Source organism: Paenibacillus sp. FSL F4-0236, from assembly GCF_038000135.1.
Classification (GTDB): domain Bacteria; phylum Bacillota; class Bacilli; order Paenibacillales; family Paenibacillaceae; genus Paenibacillus_AQ.
Window position 1 is genome coordinate 5,507,790 of the sequence record NZ_JBBOBK010000001.1, and the last position, 19,873, is coordinate 5,527,662.

21 protein-coding genes are annotated in these 19,873 nt (G+C 45.1%); 5 read left to right on the top strand and 16 right to left on the bottom strand.

Features of this window, described 5'->3' with window-relative positions; all coding sequences use genetic code 11:
* Positions 1–261 precede the first annotated feature (261 nt).
* The 3 genes from NSQ29_RS24555 (at position 262) to NSQ29_RS24565 (ending at position 3,213) form a co-directional block, all read left to right on the top strand.
* Complete coding sequence (locus NSQ29_RS24555) at positions 262–945, top strand: response regulator transcription factor (RefSeq protein ID WP_076116779.1); 684 nt, start codon at positions 262–264, stop codon at positions 943–945.
* On the top strand, positions 942–2,519 hold the full coding sequence (locus NSQ29_RS24560; protein ID WP_341126326.1) for a sensor histidine kinase: 1,578 nt from the start codon (positions 942–944) through the stop codon (positions 2,517–2,519). Before NSQ29_RS24555 ends, NSQ29_RS24560 begins: the two co-directional genes overlap by 4 nt.
* Before the next feature lie 127 nt (positions 2,520–2,646).
* On the top strand, positions 2,647–3,213 hold the full coding sequence (locus tag NSQ29_RS24565) for an FAD-dependent oxidoreductase (protein WP_076116777.1): 567 nt from the start codon (positions 2,647–2,649) through the stop codon (positions 3,211–3,213).
* 375 nt (positions 3,214–3,588) lie between these two features.
* On the opposite strand, the gene galU is transcribed toward NSQ29_RS24565, so the two are convergent.
* The 7 genes from galU to NSQ29_RS24600 all read right to left on the bottom strand — a co-directional run bounded on the left by galU (position 3,589) and on the right by NSQ29_RS24600 (position 10,301).
* Complete coding sequence (galU, locus tag NSQ29_RS24570; RefSeq protein WP_341126327.1) at positions 3,589–4,500, bottom strand: UTP--glucose-1-phosphate uridylyltransferase GalU; 912 nt, start codon at positions 4,498–4,500, stop codon at positions 3,589–3,591.
* Between the two features lie 20 nt (positions 4,501–4,520).
* On the bottom strand, positions 4,521–5,501 hold the full coding sequence (locus NSQ29_RS24575) for a glycosyltransferase family 2 protein (RefSeq protein ID WP_341126328.1): 981 nt from the start codon (positions 5,499–5,501) through the stop codon (positions 4,521–4,523).
* 78 nt (positions 5,502–5,579) lie between these two features.
* Complete coding sequence (locus NSQ29_RS24580) at positions 5,580–7,733, bottom strand: glycosyltransferase family 39 protein (protein WP_341126329.1); 2,154 nt, start codon at positions 7,731–7,733, stop codon at positions 5,580–5,582.
* Between the two features lie 218 nt (positions 7,734–7,951).
* A complete protein-coding gene (locus tag NSQ29_RS24585) occupies positions 7,952–8,497 on the bottom strand; it encodes a DUF1697 domain-containing protein (RefSeq protein WP_341126330.1) in 546 nt (181 codons plus the stop codon).
* A 28-nt stretch (positions 8,498–8,525) separates the two neighbouring features.
* Positions 8,526–9,344 carry a phosphotransferase family protein gene (locus tag NSQ29_RS24590; RefSeq protein ID WP_042184606.1) on the bottom strand — a complete coding sequence of 273 codons (819 nt, stop codon included), beginning with the start codon at positions 9,342–9,344 and terminating at the stop codon, positions 8,526–8,528.
* Positions 9,345–9,358: 14 nt separating this feature from the next.
* Positions 9,359–9,655: an antibiotic biosynthesis monooxygenase family protein gene (locus NSQ29_RS24595; RefSeq protein ID WP_341126331.1), complete on the bottom strand. Its 297-nt coding sequence runs from the start codon at positions 9,653–9,655 to the stop codon at positions 9,359–9,361.
* A 19-nt stretch (positions 9,656–9,674) separates the two neighbouring features.
* Entirely contained in the window at positions 9,675–10,301 is a 627-nt protein-coding gene (locus NSQ29_RS24600; protein ID WP_339244592.1) for a hypothetical protein, read from the bottom strand.
* A gap of 448 nt (positions 10,302–10,749) precedes the next feature.
* Here NSQ29_RS24600 and NSQ29_RS24605 point away from each other — a divergent pair, with 448 nt between their 5' ends.
* Positions 10,750–11,067, top strand: a complete 318-nt coding sequence (locus NSQ29_RS24605; protein ID WP_042184593.1) for an MGMT family protein — start codon at positions 10,750–10,752, stop codon at positions 11,065–11,067.
* On the opposite strand, the gene NSQ29_RS24610 is transcribed toward NSQ29_RS24605, so the two are convergent.
* From NSQ29_RS24610 to NSQ29_RS24645, 8 genes are all read right to left on the bottom strand, one after another.
* Entirely contained in the window at positions 11,064–11,765 is a 702-nt protein-coding gene (locus tag NSQ29_RS24610; protein ID WP_341126332.1) for a DUF1361 domain-containing protein, read from the bottom strand. The genes NSQ29_RS24605 and NSQ29_RS24610 overlap by 4 nt on opposite strands.
* 231 nt (positions 11,766–11,996) lie before the next feature.
* Positions 11,997–13,775: a SulP family inorganic anion transporter gene (locus NSQ29_RS24615; protein ID WP_341126333.1), complete on the bottom strand. Its 1,779-nt coding sequence runs from the start codon at positions 13,773–13,775 to the stop codon at positions 11,997–11,999.
* A gap of 99 nt (positions 13,776–13,874) precedes the next feature.
* Positions 13,875–14,201 (bottom strand): ArsR/SmtB family transcription factor, encoded by a 327-nt coding sequence (locus NSQ29_RS24620; protein ID WP_042123860.1) that lies wholly within the window; start codon positions 14,199–14,201, stop codon positions 13,875–13,877.
* A gap of 73 nt (positions 14,202–14,274) precedes the next feature.
* Positions 14,275–14,652, bottom strand: a complete 378-nt coding sequence (locus tag NSQ29_RS24625) for a hypothetical protein (protein ID WP_339268541.1) — start codon at positions 14,650–14,652, stop codon at positions 14,275–14,277.
* Positions 14,653–14,713: 61 nt separating this feature from the next.
* Positions 14,714–16,282: a phospholipase D-like domain-containing protein gene (locus NSQ29_RS24630; protein ID WP_341126334.1), complete on the bottom strand. Its 1,569-nt coding sequence runs from the start codon at positions 16,280–16,282 to the stop codon at positions 14,714–14,716.
* 173 nt (positions 16,283–16,455) lie between these two features.
* Complete coding sequence (locus NSQ29_RS24635) at positions 16,456–16,749, bottom strand: putative quinol monooxygenase (RefSeq protein WP_042184585.1); 294 nt, start codon at positions 16,747–16,749, stop codon at positions 16,456–16,458.
* A 27-nt stretch (positions 16,750–16,776) separates the two neighbouring features.
* Positions 16,777–17,418 carry a nitroreductase family protein gene (locus NSQ29_RS24640; RefSeq protein ID WP_339268538.1) on the bottom strand — a complete coding sequence of 214 codons (642 nt, stop codon included), beginning with the start codon at positions 17,416–17,418 and terminating at the stop codon, positions 16,777–16,779.
* Between the two features lie 42 nt (positions 17,419–17,460).
* A complete protein-coding gene (locus tag NSQ29_RS24645; RefSeq protein ID WP_042184581.1) occupies positions 17,461–17,889 on the bottom strand; it encodes a MarR family winged helix-turn-helix transcriptional regulator in 429 nt (142 codons plus the stop codon).
* A gap of 163 nt (positions 17,890–18,052) precedes the next feature.
* Here NSQ29_RS24645 and NSQ29_RS24650 point away from each other — a divergent pair, with 163 nt between their 5' ends.
* Positions 18,053–18,832: a carbon-nitrogen family hydrolase gene (locus NSQ29_RS24650; protein ID WP_341126335.1), complete on the top strand. Its 780-nt coding sequence runs from the start codon at positions 18,053–18,055 to the stop codon at positions 18,830–18,832.
* A 71-nt stretch (positions 18,833–18,903) separates the two neighbouring features.
* On the opposite strand, the gene NSQ29_RS24655 is transcribed toward NSQ29_RS24650, so the two are convergent.
* Positions 18,904–19,833, bottom strand: a complete 930-nt coding sequence (locus NSQ29_RS24655) for a lipoate--protein ligase family protein (protein WP_341126336.1) — start codon at positions 19,831–19,833, stop codon at positions 18,904–18,906.
* Between the last annotated feature and the right edge of the window lie 40 nt (positions 19,834–19,873).

Below are 19,873 nucleotides of genomic sequence, written 5' to 3' on the forward strand. Positions count from 1 at the left end.
AAAATCAGGAGATTATCCTTATTGTAAAGTGTTCTATATCCGCCGTCAAAACCCTTTATCACATTTTCGAAAATCCGAATTTTTTAACCTTGTTTGTTATTAAACACATTAATATTACTTATAACTAAATTAACCGCTTTGAATCATCATGAAATAAGAAAAGGCTCCTTTAATCGTAAAGCAAAGGGACTCATCTTCAGCAAACATTCAACCGAATATGTCATAATGTAGCTATCTATCACTGATTTGGAGGTACCTATGATGAAAGCAGCTCAAGGCGTTCGACTACTGCTCGTAGATGATGAGCCTCATATATTACAATTTCTAGAGTTGGGTCTCCTTAACGAAGGATTTGAAGTCAGAACCGCACCCGACGGAATCACAGCCATCTCGGTCGCTGCTGAGTTCAAGCCACATGTAGCCATCCTAGATGTCATGATGCCTGGCATGGATGGATTCGAGTTATGTCATTACCTTCGCTCGGAAGAGACGGAACTAGCCGTTATCATGCTAACTGCAAAGGATGAAGTGGACGATCGAGTCAAGGGTCTCACTATTGGTGCTGACGATTATATGGTCAAGCCCTTCAGCTTCGACGAATTGCTTGCCCGAATTCAAGCGCGGCTACGCAATCAGTTTCCAGGTCTGCTCGGCGAGGTACGCTGCGGTCCATTCCGAATTGATAGCCGTAGAAAAGAAATTCGCTTCAAGGAAGAAGTCCTTGAACTCTCACCCACGGAATACGAGTTATTACAGTATCTCGTTATTAATCACGGCCTTGTACTAAGTAAACCCATGATTCTTGATAAAGTGTGGGGCTATGACTTTGGTGGTGAGGAAAATATCGTTGAGGTCTATATCCGTTCGCTTCGCGAGAAGCTCGGGGATAAGGAGCACCGTATTATCCGTACCCTGCGGGGAGCAGGCTACCGGGTAGATCTATGAGTACGCGCTTCTCTAAATGGTTTCGTAAGCTGCCCGCACCACGTTCTCTACGCAAACAGCTGCTAGCCATTTCGCTGCTCATTCTATCAGGATTGCTTCTTCTAATCGGAGTATTACAATATATACTCATGCGGGATTTCATATATAGCAATAGAGCAGAGTCTATGGAAGCGCAAATACGTTCAGTTCCCCGTGAGATGTTTTTCAACTTTTTCAATTCCTATGACGAGGACACCACAACTCCGAATGAGGGAAACACCGAGTATAACGGCAATTTGCCGGGGGAAAGAAACGGCGAGAATAAAATCCCAAATGGTCAAAGAACCGGTGAGAATAGGCGTCCACTCCTGCTGGATGCCCATACAACCCTCGCTATTTATAGCTCAGATGGCACCTTCAGAGACTTACAGCAAATGACTTTATCTGATTCAGCCGCGCCTAGATTAACGAATGAGCAATACAATAATCTGCTCATTCATACCACGGATAGAGCAACAGGAAATTACAAGCTCATAGAGGCCGATGACGGCACTGAACATCTGGCTATATTCGTGAATCTCTATAGACCTGGAAATACTCGATTGCTTCTCCAAATGAGCGTGAATACCGGACCTCTTACGGATGTAATCTTACAGCAATTGATGATCTACGCAGGTTTGTCAGTGATTGCTTTATTGGCTGGCTTCTTCCTATACTTGCCTGCCCTTCGAAAGACGCTGGTCCCTCTTTCAAATATGGGAGAGTCCGCCGAGATCATTGATGCCGGTAATCTGGATATCCGATTTCCAATTAACCAAGGCCAGACTGAGATCGACAAGCTGGCCCATTCATTCAATGGTATGCTCGAGCGTCTCGAAATATCCTTTCATAATGAACGGGAAGCCAAGGAACAGATGCGCCGCTTCGCTGCCGATGCTTCTCACGAGCTGCGAACGCCGCTGACCTCAATCCACGGTTTTTTGGAGGTCTTACTGCGTGGCGCTGCGGACAACAAAGAACAGTTATACAATTCATTGCGAAGCATGCATGGCGAATCGAAACGGATCAATAAGCTGGTGGAGGATTTGCTGCTGCTCGCTCGGATGGACGGCGCCCCTCAACTGCGGATGACGGATCTGCTGCTCGGTGAGGTCATTTCCGAAATGAAGCCGCATCTGCTCTTGTTAGCGGATCAGCGCAAAGTTACTTTTGATATCTCGTATGGCATCCATGGTAAATATGAACCCAATAAAATCAAACAGGTAATTCTGAATCTGTTCCACAATGCAGTTCAGCATACGGATACAGAATCTGGCACCATTCATCTCTCTTTACATGCTAGAGGAAATGAGGCCATTTTAACGGTGCAAGACAACGGCTGCGGGATTTCTCCAGAGCATATCCCACATATCTTTGATCGCTTCTACCGCAGCGATTCCTCTCGCACACGAAAATATGGTGGATCTGGACTCGGCCTTTCTATTACCAAGTCTATCGTGGAGGCACATCACGGCAAGATTAGTGTAAGCAGCACTCTCGGTGAGGGAACAACGTTCAGGGTTACCCTTCCTTGCGAGGAAGGATTAGCCAAGTGAGAGTAACAACCGTTATAATAGATGATAGACTTAAGCCTATGTCTACGATGCGAGTTTTGCTTCACAAAACTTAAGCCTATGCTTTCGATGCGAGTTTTGCTTCACAAAACTTTTAGGAGGTCAAAAAATGTACGAAATCGCCGTAATTGGAGCCGGTCCTGCCGGTGCAAGCGCAGCCCTGTTCGCCGCCAAGGCGGGCAAAAAAACGTTGCTGATCGACAATGATAAAGGCATGACCCGTAGAGGATGGTTTGAGAACTTTTATGGAATTTCCGAAGTAGGCGGTCCTGATCTCGTAGAAACCGGACATAAGCAAGCCGTCAAATTCGGCGCTGAGCTGGTAGCAGAACAAGCTATTAACCTCACTTCCAGCGGCAACGGATTTGTCATTGAGACCGAAGACGGAATCATTTATGAAGCCAAACATGTTATTCTTGCAACAGGCGCCCTTACCGATCTAGCCGCCAAAGCAGGCGTGGAAACTAAGGATGGTACAGAGCCAAGAATCAAAACAGTAGTCGCTGTTAATCCAGAAGGCAAAACAAATATTGAAGGCATTTGGGCTGCAGGTACCGTTGCCGGAGTAAGTGTACATGCCATTATTACTGCAGGCGATGGCGCGAAGGTAGCCATTAATGTGATTAGCGAGTTAAATGGTACGCGTTACGTGGATCATGATGTACTAAAGGCTTAATCAATGACTGAAAATATAGATCCGGAGACGATTCTTAGGAATCTGTCCTCCGGATTTTTTATATCGCAAAAAATAACTACACTTGGTGCAGTTATTTCATACTTTAGCCCCCTTTATGACTTTTTTAAGTGTAGTTTATGCAACTAAAAACAGATGGAAAGAGTGTTTCCATTGGATTATGAAGAAATAAGTGTATCAAGTGCAACTAAGTCGATACATAGCAGTCTGATGCGCTTTTTAATTGTATAAAGTACACTTATTTGTTCATCCCCAACTGCCCTGTAAACGCCCCACGCGCAAAAAAACTGCCCCAAACATCATCCCACCGCCGCCGAAGACGATGTTAGGATCGTTTGAAACAGTCTACTTTAATCACTAGCGTGTATCCCAAGGTAACGCCCCCACTTCTTCACTTTCCTTCAGACTCGCAGCCAGCATTTGTAAATACGGAACCAGTAATGGACGCAACTCCTCCCGCATCAATCCGACCTCCAGCGTAGCCTGAATGTAGCCGAATTTATCACCAATATCATAACGTTTGCCGATCAAATCCAGGGCCAGCAAACCTTCATTACGACATACCTCATGCAATGCATCAGTCAGTTGATATTCACCACCTGCTCCCCGTTCAAGGTTAGCCAGCACTGAAAATATCGAAGACTCCAAAATGTAACGTCCCATAATCGCATGCTCTGAAGGTGCCGTATCCGGGGAGGGCTTCTCCACCAAACCTTTAACTTCATGGACGCCTTGTAGAGAACCGCTTGATGAAATAATTCCGTATTTATGAACATCCTGCCGTGGTACCGACTGAACACCGACGATGGTCTTCTCCTCTTGTTCATATAATCGCATCATTTGCAGTAGCGCCGGGTCCTCCGAGACCATGATATCGTCACCGAGCAGAACAGCGAAGGGCTCATCGCCAACGAACTGTTCCGCACAAAGGATGGCGTGACCTAGTCCTAGCGGCTCTTTTTGCCTAATGTAATGAATGCTGGCCAGTTCGCTAATCGCTTGGACTTCACGAAGCAGCTCCTCTTTTCCTTTTTCCAAAAGCGTCTGTTCCAGTTCCACTGATTTATCAAAATGATCTTCAATCGACTTCTTGTTGCGGCCCGTCACGATAATGATGCTTTCAATACCGGATTGAACAGCTTCTTCTACGATATATTGAATCGCCGGCTTATCCACAATGGGCAGCATTTCCTTGGGCTGAGCCTTAGTTGCAGGCAGGAAACGAGTGCCTAAACCCGCGGCGGGAATAACCGCTTTTCTAATCTTCACAACGAATTCCTCCCTTGCATTTATTGACGATGTAGAACTTGCTGCTCACGAACATCCTGCTGTTTCTTACCTTCATAGAACTCTTGAACAATATAGAGCGGACGTCCCTTGGTCTCATCATAAATCCGACCGACATACTCACCCAGAATCCCTAACATAATGAGCACAAAGCCATTAAAGGTCAGTGTGATTCCGATCATCGATGCCCAGCCCTTAACGACTGAATCCGTAAAAACCACCAGATATAGCACATACATCAGATATAGAAAGCCGGAAGCCGACAGCAGTGCGCCAAGGTATCCTGCCAGCTTTAGCGGCTTATAAGAGAAGGAAGTAATTCCATCCAGAGAGAGCTTGATCATCCGTTTCAGCGGATATTTAGTTTCTCCTGCCAGACGTTCATCGCGTTCATATTCAATGGCTTTTTGCCGAAAACCGACCCAGCTGACTAGCCCGCGTACGAACCGATTTTTCTCCGGCAGGCGTTTGAGCTCCTCACAGACTTTACGATCGATGAGGCGAAAATCTCCTGTATCGACAGGGATAGATATATCGGTTGAATAACGAAGTACTCTATAAAAGAGACTAGCCGTCCACTTTTTGAATAAGGATTCTCCGTTTCGCTTTAACCTTTTGGCATATACAACTTCATACCCCTGCTTCCATTCCGCAATCATGCCCAGAATCAGTTCCGGCGGATCTTGCAAATCGGCATCAATAATGACAACTGCATCCCCTAAGGCGTAATCCATTCCGGCAGTAATAGCGATCTGATGTCCAAAGTTACGAGACAAGTCGATCAGCTTCACACTCTCATCCCAGTAGCTATATTCCTCAATCATCTGGGCGCAATTATCTGTGCTGCCGTCATTCACAAAGATCAGCTCATACACTTCATTAGTTAAACCCATTACTTTTTTGATACGTCGATACGTCTCTTGAATGACCGCCTCTTCGTTAAACATTGGTATAATAATGGAATAGCGCACGTTGGTACTCATGAGCAGCTCCTCCTTAAATTTGAATAATGAAGCGTGCCTGATCTATCTCATAACACGCCTCATAGGATTAACATTCGCCTAGTTTACAGTAACTTTGTATAATGTCCCGCTGTTTCCTCCATCGCTTCCTGCCCAATCGGCTGCTGGAACTTCTGTACCATTCTCTGTGATCCAAGTCGTCAACTCGGAGCTTCCCCCGCGTCCACCACCCATACCACCGCTATTGATCAGGAAGTACTTCACCTTTCCGCTCTCTATAAACGCCTTTAGGGTATCGGGGGTATACACGGTGTCTGAGTTAGAAAATCCGTTCAAAATAACAACCGATGCACCCTTGTCAACGATATAAGGAGCTGCTGTGCCATAATCCAATGTAGCAAAAAGATAAGGCTCCCCAGTATTGTTCTCCTCCAAATAGGACAACAGACTCTCATTCGCACTTGCGGCGCTATTACGTCCAAAATTGCTTGGACTGCCTCCCATTCCCCCTCTACCCTCACTACTGCTCGGGCCCGCCTCAGGGGTTTGACTGTTCAAGCCATAAGTAATGGGAGTAGCTGCCCAGTAGAGCGGCCCAATTAACAATACTAATACGGCTGCAACGCCTGTCGTTAAATTAAAGGATTTCTTCATGCCTTTAAGAACTACCAGTACCAGCGAAACCACTATGCCTGCAGCTAAAATCCCAATGGACCAGCCACTGCCAATCGTATCGTTATAAGGATGAACAATGTACCATTGGAAACCTGCTGTAACCAGCGTTGCGGCTGGCAATAGCCAAGACAGCCAACCAGAGTGCTCGCGATATAGCGTCCACAGCTTTGACCATCCTGCACCGACTAACGCTGCAACTGGCGGAGCCATCATCACCAGATAATATTGATGGAAGAACCCTGCGATACTGAAGAACCCCATAACGGGCACCAGCCACGCTAACCAGAAGAGAGCTTCTTTATGAGCCTGGGTAAAGTTCTTTCTCCGCAGATTGGCGAATAATCCAATGATGCCTAGCAATACAAAAGGCAGCATCCAGCTAGCTTGACCTGACAGCTCTGATTGGAACAGGCGCAGTGGGCCTGCTGTTCCTGTATTGAACATTCCGCCTCCGCTTCCACCGCCATTCATGCCGCCGCGATTTCCTCGCCCGCCGTCGTCGCCACCAAATTGCCGACCTTGACTGTCTGTTCCACTAGGAGGCTGACCTGGTGCACCTCCATCATCGTCACCAGTCTGGCTATTCGAGGTCGAATTTGTGCCTTGCCGGCCCGAAAATGCTGCACGTCCACCATCAGTGCCACTATTACTGCCTGACCCATTCATAGCTGGCATCTCGCCGTTCATGTTCGGCATCTCACCATTCATAGCGGGCATTTCACCGTTCATGTTTGGCATCTCACCGCCATTCATTCCTGGCATTCCACCGCCACCACCACCTGCCCCGCGATCCCCCGTTAATCGGGCAACGCCATTGTACCCAAAAGCAAGATTCAGCACTGAATTGGTACCACTGCTGCCGATATAAGGCCGTTTGCTGGCGGGAATCGAATCCACGATCACTGCCCAGGATAAGGAGACTACAAGCAATATTGCTGTGGAGGCTGCCAATACTCCCGTCTTCCGCTTCCAGCTCACTTTGGCAGCTAAGACATAAAAGAAATAAAAAGCCGGCAGAACCATGTACGCCTGCAGCATCTTCTCGTTAAACCCAACACCGATTAACGCAAATGCGGTAAGAAGGCTACCCATCTTGTTGCTCTTCGTCCCTTTAAATAGAAACCATGCCGCGAGCAGAAGGGTGAATACAAGCAGCGCATCAATATTGTTCGTCCGGCTGACTGCCGCTGCTACCGGAGTAGTCGCCATGACTAGAGCTGCTATACGTGCTGCCGCTCTGCCAAAGGTAGGCTTCACCAGCAGGTATACAAGTAACACGGAGCCCACGCCGCCGAGTGCCTGTGGCAAAATCACACTCCAACCATGCAGCCCGAAGATAAGCGCGCTAAGTGTCTGAATCCAAAAGGTAACTGGTGGTTTATCCACCGTTACTGAACCCGCGGAGTCCAGTGAAGCGAAGAAGAAATTATGAAAGTTCTGCAGCATACTTCCCACCGCGGTGGTGTAGTATGTATTCACATAGTGGTCGTTCCAAACTCCATAACCATACAAAAAAGCGGCAAGTAATAAAATGAGCCAAAGTATAAGATCCGAGCTTATTTTTTTGAACCTACTCATCTCCATCCACTCCTATCCTTTGATCGTCTATATTCCGGCAGTTCTGTGCCCCCGGTTCAATCTTTCTGTAGGTGTATTATTTCACCCTTACCTTAACTCTCAATGAGTCCAAGCTGAATGTTTGCTGAATATACAAGGCCGCCAGAACGCAAAAAAAGCCCCACAACTGTGGAGGCTTTCTGTTCAAATCCCAACCCAAGCAAATATTTTAAAATGGACTATTCCATCCTGCCCATAGTAACGAGCTTATTCACCGTATTCCAATTACGTGCTGTAAGCGTCATACCCAATATTCTGTCAAAAGGAACCTTGAAAAGCGGCGACTGGCTCACACTGACCTCATATAATATATACATCTCTCTGCCGACAAAAAGCACTTTATCCGGACTATTCTCGTAAGTGCGCAGTTTATCCAATGCTTCCGCTGAAGGCTCGGCTGGTAAAAAAGTAACATACCATCTTTTGAATTCCTCTGGCTCGGAGAGCTGAAAGGGATCGTTAGCGATCACGTTCTCCATCTCAGCCAGTGTACGAATCATAACAGAGACCTCGAAACCAAACACCTCATGAATCTGGCGTTCAATGACTCCAGTAAGCAGACTCTCCGAACCTTCATCACTCTCAAATACAACATTTCCGCTCTGAATATACGTTCGTACATTTTCAAATCCAAGAGTCTGAAACATCGCCTTCAGGTCCAACATTTTAATAATTTTGTTCCCGCCGACGTTAATTCCACGCAGCAGCGCAATATAGGTAGTCATAGAATACGCCTCCGTTTTTGTGCCATGATCAGCTTACCTCTGCGGCTAAGGTTTGTAGACGTTTACGAACTTCTTTTACCAGCAGCTCCTTCTCTGGAGGCGAAAGCCCCTCCACCAAACGCGCGGCAGCGATCGGCAAAATCCAGCGGTCTACGTCCTCATAAGTATGTCCTGATAATCTGAGATACTCTTGAATATATCCCTTGGTTAATTTCTTTCTAATAAAACCTATCATCATTCTCGATAAGGCAGAGGCTCCAGGGGGCATGGCTCCCATACTGAACATTACTACAGATCGCGCAGCATCGGCCGCTGGTTCTCCCACCACACCTGTCATCCAGTCGATTACCCAGAGCTGATCATCCATAAGTACATTGTCAGGATGGAAATCTCCATGACATAAATAGGTTCCTTGTGGTAACTTCTCCAGATAGCGCAGGATGGCTGACTTCTCATCTTCACTAAGCATTGGAGCCCCCATGATATTCCACTTCAACATATCCTTCTGCTGTCCAATCTCCTCAGTAATTTCAAGTTTATGCAAATCGTAGTGAAGCCTAGCCATCATTCTGGCATACTTACTGACTTTCCAAGGCTTCTCACCCATCACCTTTAGCAGGGAGGGACCTTTAATTTGTTGAAATACAATACCTTGTCTTGATTGTTCAGAAATGAGTTCAAATGGCTGTGGTGTCCGGACGCCCTGCGAGTGCACAAACTGGCTGATCTTATATTCTCGGCTAATATTCTGTTCTGAAACATCCTCTAGGTACAATTTAAGAATCCTCTGATCATCATGCTGCCAGATCTCCGCTGTTCTGCCTTTCCCAACAAGCTTCGCCTTCATTCGGCAGCCTCCATTTAGTCCAGATTAATGCGGGTAAAATGCTCAACAACCGGAAATGGGTCGTAGTAATGGTGAAGTAGCGCCTTCCATTCCTGATACTGGCTGGATTCTCTGAATCCTATGGTATGATCTTCAAGCGTTGTCCACTTCACAAGCAGTAGATACTTATGATCATCCTCCAAGCAATGTTGCAATTCATGCCCTATGTAGCCTTCGATCGAAGAAATTAAGCTTGATGCCTCCTTGAAGCTTTTTTCAAATTCAGTAGTTAAACCAGGCTTCACTTGCAGCATCGCAGCTTCCAAAATCATAATCAGCATCCTCCAAAGGTTATGTATTTAAAGCATCACGGAAAAATTCATGATAAAAATTAATAATAACAAGCAGAATGGCTAGTGACTCGTTGACCTGCTCTACCTCAAGGCTATGATTAGCATCATCGATTCTATACACTTTCAAATGATGAAGCCCACTAATTTCACCAGAAAGCTGTTCGCTAAATAAAGGGTCGCTTCCGCCATAAATTACAGTCCCACGACTCTGCTGTATCAAAGGGATCGCCTCAGGTAATGGTGTTATATATAGATGAGACGTCTTTTTCTGTATTTCTAGCTCTTCTGCAATTCTCCCTGCTATGACCGAACCCACGCTTTTGCTAATGAATAGAATCTTTTTGTATTCAGGAAGAGATGCAATGGCCGCCTTACATTCCTGAATGAGAATAATCATTTCATCACGCTTAAAACCTACTCTAGCACTCTGGTAGCCATATTCAAGCAGCAGGACATCGCAATTATGTTCCCGAGCTGCTTTGGCCGCATAATCTAGCAGGGGGCGTTCAGCCGAGTAATTTTTACCTGGAAAAATAACAGCCAATGCCTTAGATCCTTGAGTAATATATTTATGTCTAACCTCTCTACCCCAATAAGAGGACATAATGATGTTGCTGACGTTCATACCTGTTTCCCTCTTTTCTAAAACAACCATTCTATATATATCTATCATTATAGCTAACTTATGTTTAGTTTTAAAATCAAAGAATTCCTAATCTTTACTAGAGATCAGGAATGTTCGAAAGTAGGTCTATTGCTGTGATGCCACCTGCTTATTTTTACTTTATCACTCTGATTCTAAGTGTTCCATCATCCTTGAATATTTACCGAAACAGGTTCATCATTCCACAGTAGTCACTCCTGTCACATTAGGTTTCCTAGAAATTATCCCCCGTCTCACTAAATAGTATCCGCCAAAATTATACTGTAAAGGGATCAACTTCTTCGCAAAGGAGAGTAAACTCCATACGTTTAAAATAAAAAAAAGCCGCTTTAGCAGCGGCATGTTGAATGTTTATGATTGTAGTGATCATCTGGTATAATTTGATAAAAATAAGAGATAGGAGCTCCCTATGACACCATTTACAGAACAAGTGATTCGTATCATACAATCTATACCTGAAGGAAAAGTGATGACTTACGGAGGCGTTGCTCGTGCGGCAGGAAGCCCAAGAGGCGCAAGGCAGGTAGTTCGTATCCTTCACTCCATGAGTAGAAAATATAAACTTCCCTGGCATCGGGTTATCAACGCCAAAGGAATGATCGCCTTGACTGAAGATGAATCCAACTCCCTCCAGAAGCTTTATTTACAGGAGGAAGGGATTATTTTTAATGAAAAAGGTGTGGTAGATCTGAAGCAATACCAATTTGATCCGGAATTTATGGATTAACTACGTATGCGCTTAGCGCCCCTTCCTCTTTCACTGGTTCCAAGACCATTCAGCAAACAGTACATCGTAGCGTAGATAACCAGCAATACAAACGCAATGAACAAGCTGAAAAATACCGACTGTCGATTCAAGCTGTCCATAACCAGTTGGTACAACTGATGCCGGTCCGTCAGTACGTCCCAGCTATTCAGCCTGTAGACTCGGCCAAGCAGGACACCATACCCCCCAAGTACACATGCTGCGAATACGAATATCCAAGAGAACAGCAGGCTGCTCTTGCGATAAACAACCGTCTGGAACTGGTATAAAGAGAAGAACCCGGTCAACCAGCCGCTCCAAGTGAACAATAAGAGGGTAACCAGATCATACCAATACCGATTCTGAATGGTGCCATCCACGATATATCTGCTTTTTCTTATCGTCAGATGCACCAGATCCGTCATGAGATAAGGCGCGTTCGGAAAGAACAGCAGCCAAGCGACGCCTAGCGGAACAAGCAGCAATCCACCTATCTTCCTTTTATCCAATTCATAAGCAGCCATAGAGAACAGGAACGGAATCCAAGCCAGGAATAAATTCCAGAGTAAAAATGCATAAAACGAATCCGTCTGTAGTGACACTACACGGTATACGGCCAATGTCGCCACAGACAGACCTGCCAAGAGCATAAACACCTTCGGATAATTCAATTCCTTCATGAGCTTATATTCTCCTTATCGAGATAGTTTACATTTAACTTATACCCAATTGTACAAATTTGGCATTCCCAAGTCCAATCTCAAGCATAAACGCCTTTGTCGTCCTTATTAGGACGATCAGCGTTTAAGCGAGAAATATAAGGATAATATATGATGTGAAACTTAAATTCTTATATTTGAACAGAAAAACCCGGACGCAGAAACGTCCGGGCTGACTCTTATCTATTTCACTCAAAGACCACTATTTAGTTCAGGTGCAATCACAGGTTTCTTGCGCCCTTTCAGACCGCGCACACTTCCCGCCTCTTCCAGAGAGGAGAACGCTGTACACTCCCTAAAAGCGGCATGGCTACATCCAATACACTTGTTGTAATCGATGCTGTTAAGTGCGTCATTAATGGCTTCCCCGGTGTGCGGATAAAACTGAGCCTCACCTATGGTACTATACAGTCCAGTTCTCTTGAGTAGCTCAAGCGGCTGTGGCTGAATACCTGAGATCATAAGTTTCCCTCCAACAGCTTGTAAATGCCGCACCAGCTCTGCTAAATTGGATTCTCCAGTGGTATCCATGAAGGGTACTTTCCCCATCCGCATTAATATAATTCTAGGTTGATCTGAACCATAGCTTGGCATAGTGTCATCGAATCGATAAGCAGCGCCAAAAAACAGCGGACCTTCCACTGTGTAAATTCCAATTTGCGGACAGTCATGACTCTCCGTAACCATATGTGCCTCTACCTTAACGGACTTCGGATCAGGCAGCACTTTGGCTACCAAATGAACCTCTCCCATTCGTTTCACAAACAGAATAACCGCAAGAATTAATCCCACCTCTACAGCCAGCGTTAAATCTGCAAATATCGTTAACAAGAAGGTGATGAATAACACCAAGGAATCGCCGGTCTTGATCTTAAGCAGATGAAGGAACTCTTTGCGCTCACTCATATTCCAAGCTACTACCATTAAGATCGGTGCCATCGCAGCTAAAGGAATACTGGAAGCATAGGGTGCGAGCAACAGGAGAATTAGAAACACCACAACACCGTGAACGATCCCCGAGATGGGAGAAACAGCGCCACTCTTGATGTTCGTCGCTGTTCTAGCAATTGCTCCTGTCGCTGGTATGCCCCCGAACAATGGAGCAGCAATATTTGCGATTCCCTGACCGATCAGCTCTCGGTTACTATTATGGCGGCTGCCTGTCATTCCATCCGCTACAACAGCGGATAACAATGACTCTATAGCACCTAGCATTGCAATGATAAATGCCGGACGAATTAGCAGGGTAATTCGTTCCCAAGTAATGTCCGGAAATCGAAAGCTCGGTAAGGTATTAGGGATTTCTCCGTAAGCAGAGCCAATCGTAGTCACTTTGCCGCTAAAGAATAACGCAGCAACCACAGTCGCGCACAGAAGACCTACCAATGATCCAGGCACCTTCGGAGCGAATCGAATCGCTAGGATAACGACGGTAAGACAAATCACAGCGGTCAGAATACTGTATCCATTCATCGTCGATAGGTGAAGCCCTATTTCTTTCATATTATTTACAAAGCTCTCATGCCGTTCTATATTCCTTAGTCCAAGGAAATTAGCAATCTGCCCGGTGAAGATAATGACCGCTATCCCTGCTGTGAAACCAATCGTTACTGGCCTCGGAATAAACTTAATCAATACACCCAGCTTTAATAACCCCATGAGAACTAGAATAACCCCTGCCATCATCCCAGCGATAAGCAAGTTCTCATAGCCATACTCCATCGCAATGGCAAACAAGATAGGAATAAAAGCACCTGTTGGCCCACCAATTTGAAATTTTGATCCTCCGAATAATGAAATACATATTCCGGCAACGATTGTCGTGTAAATGCCATACTCCGGTTTTACACCAGATGCAATAGCAAATGCCATCCCCAAAGGAATGGCAATAACACCAACGATTGTTCCCGAAATCAAATCCTTGCGAAATGCATTCATGTTGTAGCCTTTATATCGGCCCCACCCTGTCATGATCAAACCTTCTTTTCTTTAAATATCTGATTATTTGAATATAAGAAGAACATTACTCTAGGACGCAACTGTTGTCAACGCCAAAATAATGTTATTCCTTTATTCTCCGCGCATACCTTCGAGCAATGAAATGGTATTCACCAGATGGTTATCAAATATTTGTTTAGCTACGACCAGAAGATCTTTAATTAGAGGATCACGTAACGAATAGATCACAGTGGTACCTTCTTTTACACTGGCTACAACATTCTTAGCGCGTAAAACAGCTAACTGCTGGGATACAGCAGAACCTTCTGATCCTAGAATGGCTTGTAGCTCATTCACATTCTTCTCACCTTCGCTGAGCAGTTCCAGTATACGAATTCGCATCGGATGAGCCAGCGCCTTGAAGAATTCGGTCTTAAATTGCTGAATTTCGGTGTTCATAGACTTCTACTCCTCATAGCTTACTTCTGATTCTAATGTCATCTTTGTATGTTATCTTAGTCCCTGATAAGCGTCAAATACTCAAGGGGTAGATGCTCACATTACGAACCTGTACTTCTACAAACACACCAAGCGCCATAGGCTCACCGAGACACTCGAACATCACTAAACTTTCACCTATTCGCAAAAATCCTGTTCCGTCCTCTTCAATATTCTCCAGCACACCGGTAAAAACAACCTTATCTCCCTCTAACCTTGTATTGAACTCACTAGCAGGTGCAGGCAGAATATCCACCCATCTCATCAGCAGCTCCGAAAGCTCGAATTCCACATCTGTTTCCTTATCTGGCTCCACAGGAGCTCCGCACCAGATCCCCCGACCCTCGCCAAACTCTGTGCGAAAGAATACCTCATCCTTTTTCATGCCACTCTTTGTAATTTTGATTTTCATAGCTATTATTCCACCTTGATAATTTATAACGATCATTATACATGACAATGAACCGATATTATCAAGTGTAATTCTGAGTAACTTTATTCAGATACATACTAGGATGCAGCCAAGGATGCTTAAAGAACTCACTTTTCTTCGTAATTCTCCGTGAGACACCCAGATCATAATCGATCATAGACTTTATCCGCGCTGCGAATGCCTCCCCTTTCACCAGTATTCCCAGCTCGAAATCGTGGCAGGCGCTTCTCTCATTGATGTTGTAGGAGCCATGAAATACCGCCCGTGATCTATGGTCATAGGTTATTTTCCAATGTGAAAAACGACCTGTGAAGCTGTAATCATAAAAGGAAACCCCATTGAGAAACGGCTTATACATATTGCCTCGTACCGCCACAGTATTGGTAGGATGATCATTAACCTTCAGCGGATTGCAGATGCTCAGATGACAGGAACAGTCTGGCCCCAGCTCCCCCAGCCGATCCCAAAACTCTTGATCAATTAAATAAGGATTTACAATCACCGTCTCCTCAGTCGCATAGGTAATTAAATTCAAATAGTATTGCTGAATTAAGTTAACTGGATTACCCGGAAAGCTTGCAAACAGTGTACATTCTTCCTCCCCAAAATGATAATTTACATTCGGATGGTAGAAGGCATCATCCACGTCAAAATGATCACCTCCCAGAAGTAACCAACGGGAATGAAACTTAGCATTTAAAGGCTGCGCCGCCGCGCCACGGATCCGGAAGCAGCCATCATGCCACTCCTCTTTTTTACTAGGAATCCCCTGTAGATGTCCTTCTATACTGATCGAAGAAGATGCCTGAACAGGCGTCACGTACGTGTATTGATCTCCAATATTCAGACTGCCAATAATAGAGGTTACCCCATCAATGACCATAAACTTCCGATGATCAATGACATTCAGCCCAGTGATTTCAACGTCCTCTTGTACTTTATCCTGTAAGAACAGGATACTTTCCGGTACGCCTTGTTGCTTCAGCGCCTTCCGCTTCACACGCCATTCTACGGCTGTATAATAAGAATTGAAGGTATTCAACAGCTTAGCTCCTGCATTCTCGAGCCTTTCAGAAATCTTGGAAAATTGACCAAACGCCAGATTGTTCTCATACCCTAAAGCTGTCAGCGCGTAATTGACCATGATCCGTACCTTCACCCCCCGTTTAAGGGCGTGAAATAATTCATCTGCAACCAGATTGCCTGAATGGTCATTAAAGAAGAGCATCACGGACAGGTGAATATAATGCTGTGCCTTCTTTATTTCTTCTAGTATCATCCCTAGGCACTCGGGTCCATTCACGTAAGGATCTACTTGGTTATTCCATGTGGTTTGTGGGGCCAGAGCTTTTAGCTTGTCTGAATCTAATCTGTCTAATACTTCAGTAAGTTGTCCCAGCAATCTTGGGCTAAAGCCAGGAACCTGAAATAGCTGCTCACCCTCCGTAATGACTCCGCCAATGGACTGTCGGTATGCTCTAGCCGCCTCCAGGTCGATCCCCATTAGTCTGCGCTCCGCCTCTTCTCCTGCTTCGCCCATAATGCGGGCAAGTGAACCGCCTGATAAATAATAGTTCACGATATCGATCATATTTTTCTGTATTTCCATATGTAAGATCCCCTATCTTTATTGTGAGTGCACATGTATCAAGGTAAGGATAGATACCCTTGAACTCCTCCTTATAAACGGGGAACATAAAAAACAGGAATGCCCCGCAGCCATTATGGCTATGGAACATCCCTGTTTAAGATCAACCAGGATTCACTAAGAATCGAGATAACTTATTTCACTTGCTCTGCGCTAAATACTTTTACGTCTAGTGGCGCAGCCAAGAATTCACCAGCTTTAGCTGAGAACGCGGTAAAATGAGCGCTCGTATTGTGGCTGGATACGGCTTCAGCGTCGCGCCAAGTCTCCACCATAATAAATGAGTTCGCTTCTCCAGCATTCTCATACAGCTCGTATGAGAGATTTCCTTCTTCAGCGTGAGTAGCTGTGAGAAGTGTTTTGGACTCCGCCAAAAACTGCTCGCGACGTTCCGGATTCACTTTAAGTACTGCATGGATAATGATCATTGTATTTTCCTCCTAAGGTATAAAGTATTATTTCCACTCAGCAATTTTATCGATAGGCAAACGGACAGATGGGTAACCTGCATCAACAGCCTTACCGATGGAAAGCAACATTACAGGAACATAACGATCTTTTTCCATGCCAAACGCTTCTGCGATTTGATCTTTTTCATAACCGCCAATTGGGTTTGTATCGTATCCATGTGCACGGGCAACCAGCATCAATTGCATTGCAACAAGAGCACCATCAATAAGCACAGTATCTTTGTTAACTTCACGTGGCAAGGTAGCAAAGTGAGCAGATAATCTAGTTAATTGGTTTTCTTTTACTTCAGCAGGCATTAGTCCACGTTCAACAGCTGTACCATAAATCTCCTCTGCATAGTCGAAATTGTTCAAATCACCGAAAATGGCAATCATAGCTGCAGAGGTTTCAACTTGTACGCCATTAAAGCGAGCAAGAGGAGCTAAAGTAGCTTTTGCTTCTTCACTTTCAATGACAAGAAACCGCCAAGGCTGCATGTTTACAGAAGAAGGTGCAAGAGTCGCTTCCGTAAGAATCTGAGTCATCTCTTCTTTGCTGATCTTAACGGATGGATCATATTTGCGGATAGAGCGGCGACCCGTAATAATTTCTTTAAAATCATTGGTTTGTGTTTGTGTAGCGTTCATATGTGTATTTCTCCTTTGAATGTGTAATTTGGGTAGTTACAGTTACAACAGATTGATATTAGATTGCAGACGATTAAGCATATCTATGAGCACTTTTCGCTCCTGATCGTTAAATCCAGTAAGCAGAGTAGCGACAAATCGTCTCTTCTCTTCGCCATATTGAATCATTCTTTCCCGCCCTTGATCCGTTAATGAGACCAATGTAACCCTGTTATCTGCGGGATTGTTGCGGCGAGTGATCGTACCACTCTCTTCCATCCCTTTCAAGTGCCGAGTGACGGCGGCCGCATCTATATCCATGCCCTTTTGCAGCGTAATTTGGCTGACTTCATCCACCTGGAATAGTTCATGCAGGAGGCGAAGCCGTGTGGGACTAATCCCAGCACATCGTTCGAATTTCGGACAGATTCCCTTGTTTAATGCCTGCAGCAGTTCAAATATGCGGTCTTCCTCAGGATAGTGCTCCGTCAAAATATACCTCCTTTATAAATTTAATTGTGCACAATTGTTTTGTATAAAATAATATTAACTGATAATCATTGACCCGTCAACTAATATATCAAATCATTTTTTAAAAATCAACATTGCTTATCCTCTTATGGTGCTATAGTCTTGAACAAAAAGGAGGAATCCTATGAGAATCTCCCTGATTCAGCTGGATATAGCATTTGGCAAACCCGATATGAATTATGCTGCTGTAGCAAATAAAATTAGTGTAGCTGCCGCCACAGCCCCCGACTGTCTTATTCTCCCTGAGCTTTGGACCACTGGCTATGATCTGACCCGACTAGAAGATATTGGTGATCCAGAAGGAGAAATTACCAAGGAATTCATCTCCAGCTTAGCCAGACAATACAACATCAATATCGTCGCTGGTTCAGTCGCTAGCAAGAACGCCTCCGGTGTAACTAATCGTATGTTTGTATTTAATCGAACTGGAGAACTCGTTGGCGAATACAGTAAGCTACATTTGTTTCAGCTAATGGATGAACATCTATATTTGCAGCCTGGAGAAGACAAAGGCCTCTTCACATTGGAGGGCACGTTATGTGCCGGATTAATCTGTTATGATATCCGATTTCCAGAGTGGGTTCGTGCTCATACCGCACAAGGTGCAGAAATCTTGTTTATCAGTGCAGAATGGCCATTATCCAGGCTGTCACATTGGCGTGCACTACTGATCAGCCGAGCGATCGAGAACCAATGTTATGTAGTAGCCTGCAACCGTGCAGGAAGCGATCCTAACAATACCTTTGCTGGGCATTCTATGATAATTGATCCTTGGGGAGATATTTTATGTGAAGCTTCTGATGGGGAAGAAATCCTAACGGGGGATATCGATTTACATATGGTGCGTGAAATTCGAGCACAAATCCCGATTTTTGCAGACAGACGTCCGGACTTATATGATTAAAAAGAACGTAACAGATGCTGGCCTCTCGCCAGATTTCCGTTACGTCCTTCTTAACGATGCTCAATATCCATTTATCCTTGGGCATAACGTTCATGCAGAACTCGCGCAGCATCCAGAACACGCGGATCTTCATAGTCTAGGAAATATCCGGTCTCCTGCTGTAGCCTGTCAGAGGATTTAAGCACCACTCCACGGTGGGCTAATGCTTGTCTAATACCTTCGGCAAATACTTCAGTCGCATTCGGTCCACCTAGTTCGCCAAGCCCAGCGATCGTCTCTGGACGAACCCGTGGATAAGATAATGCTGAGTCTCCTCCAGAGGCTTGCTCATAGAATTTATGAATGAGTTCACCACGTTCCTGTCCCGAACCCGAAACCACTACAAATGCATGTACGAAATAGGCATTATTTTGTCTGCGCTGAGCAATGCCGCAAAATTTCCGCCCACCGATCGCCAAGTCGAAGTCCCCCGGGCAGTAAGAACCAACAATTTCACCAGCCTCAATTTGAGCCGCAGCCTGTGGATGACTCATAGCAACTGCCTCAGTGATCAGAGAAGCCAAAAGCCTAAAGTCATCATGAAAGTCCAGCTTTCCGCGTCCTTTGGGGAGAACTAGCGAAACATTAACAATTCCATCATCCAGAGGCACCGCAGCACCACCGGAATGTCTTACCGCTGTACGAATTCCTTGCTGCTCCAACTTAGCCATCGCTTGGGCCGCGTACGGAAGCTTGCTGTCCCGTAGGCCCAGCACAACACCCCCGGAATGACTCCATAGGTGCAGACTAGGAGAAACAAGTCCCGCTCCGACATCCCTACAAAGGGTCTCTTCAAAGGCGAACGGGATCAACATCTCCCCGATGCCCCCTGCTTTCTCATCTATCCTGTCATCCTTTAAGATTAGATGCTGGAAAAGTCCCATTTCTGCAGGAAGTCCGATGACTTCTTTACTTCTATCAACAGATCCATTGATCATTGCATCGTATTCCCGAGTATCCACCGATTCCCCTCTTTCCCGTATTATCCGTAATATTGTAATC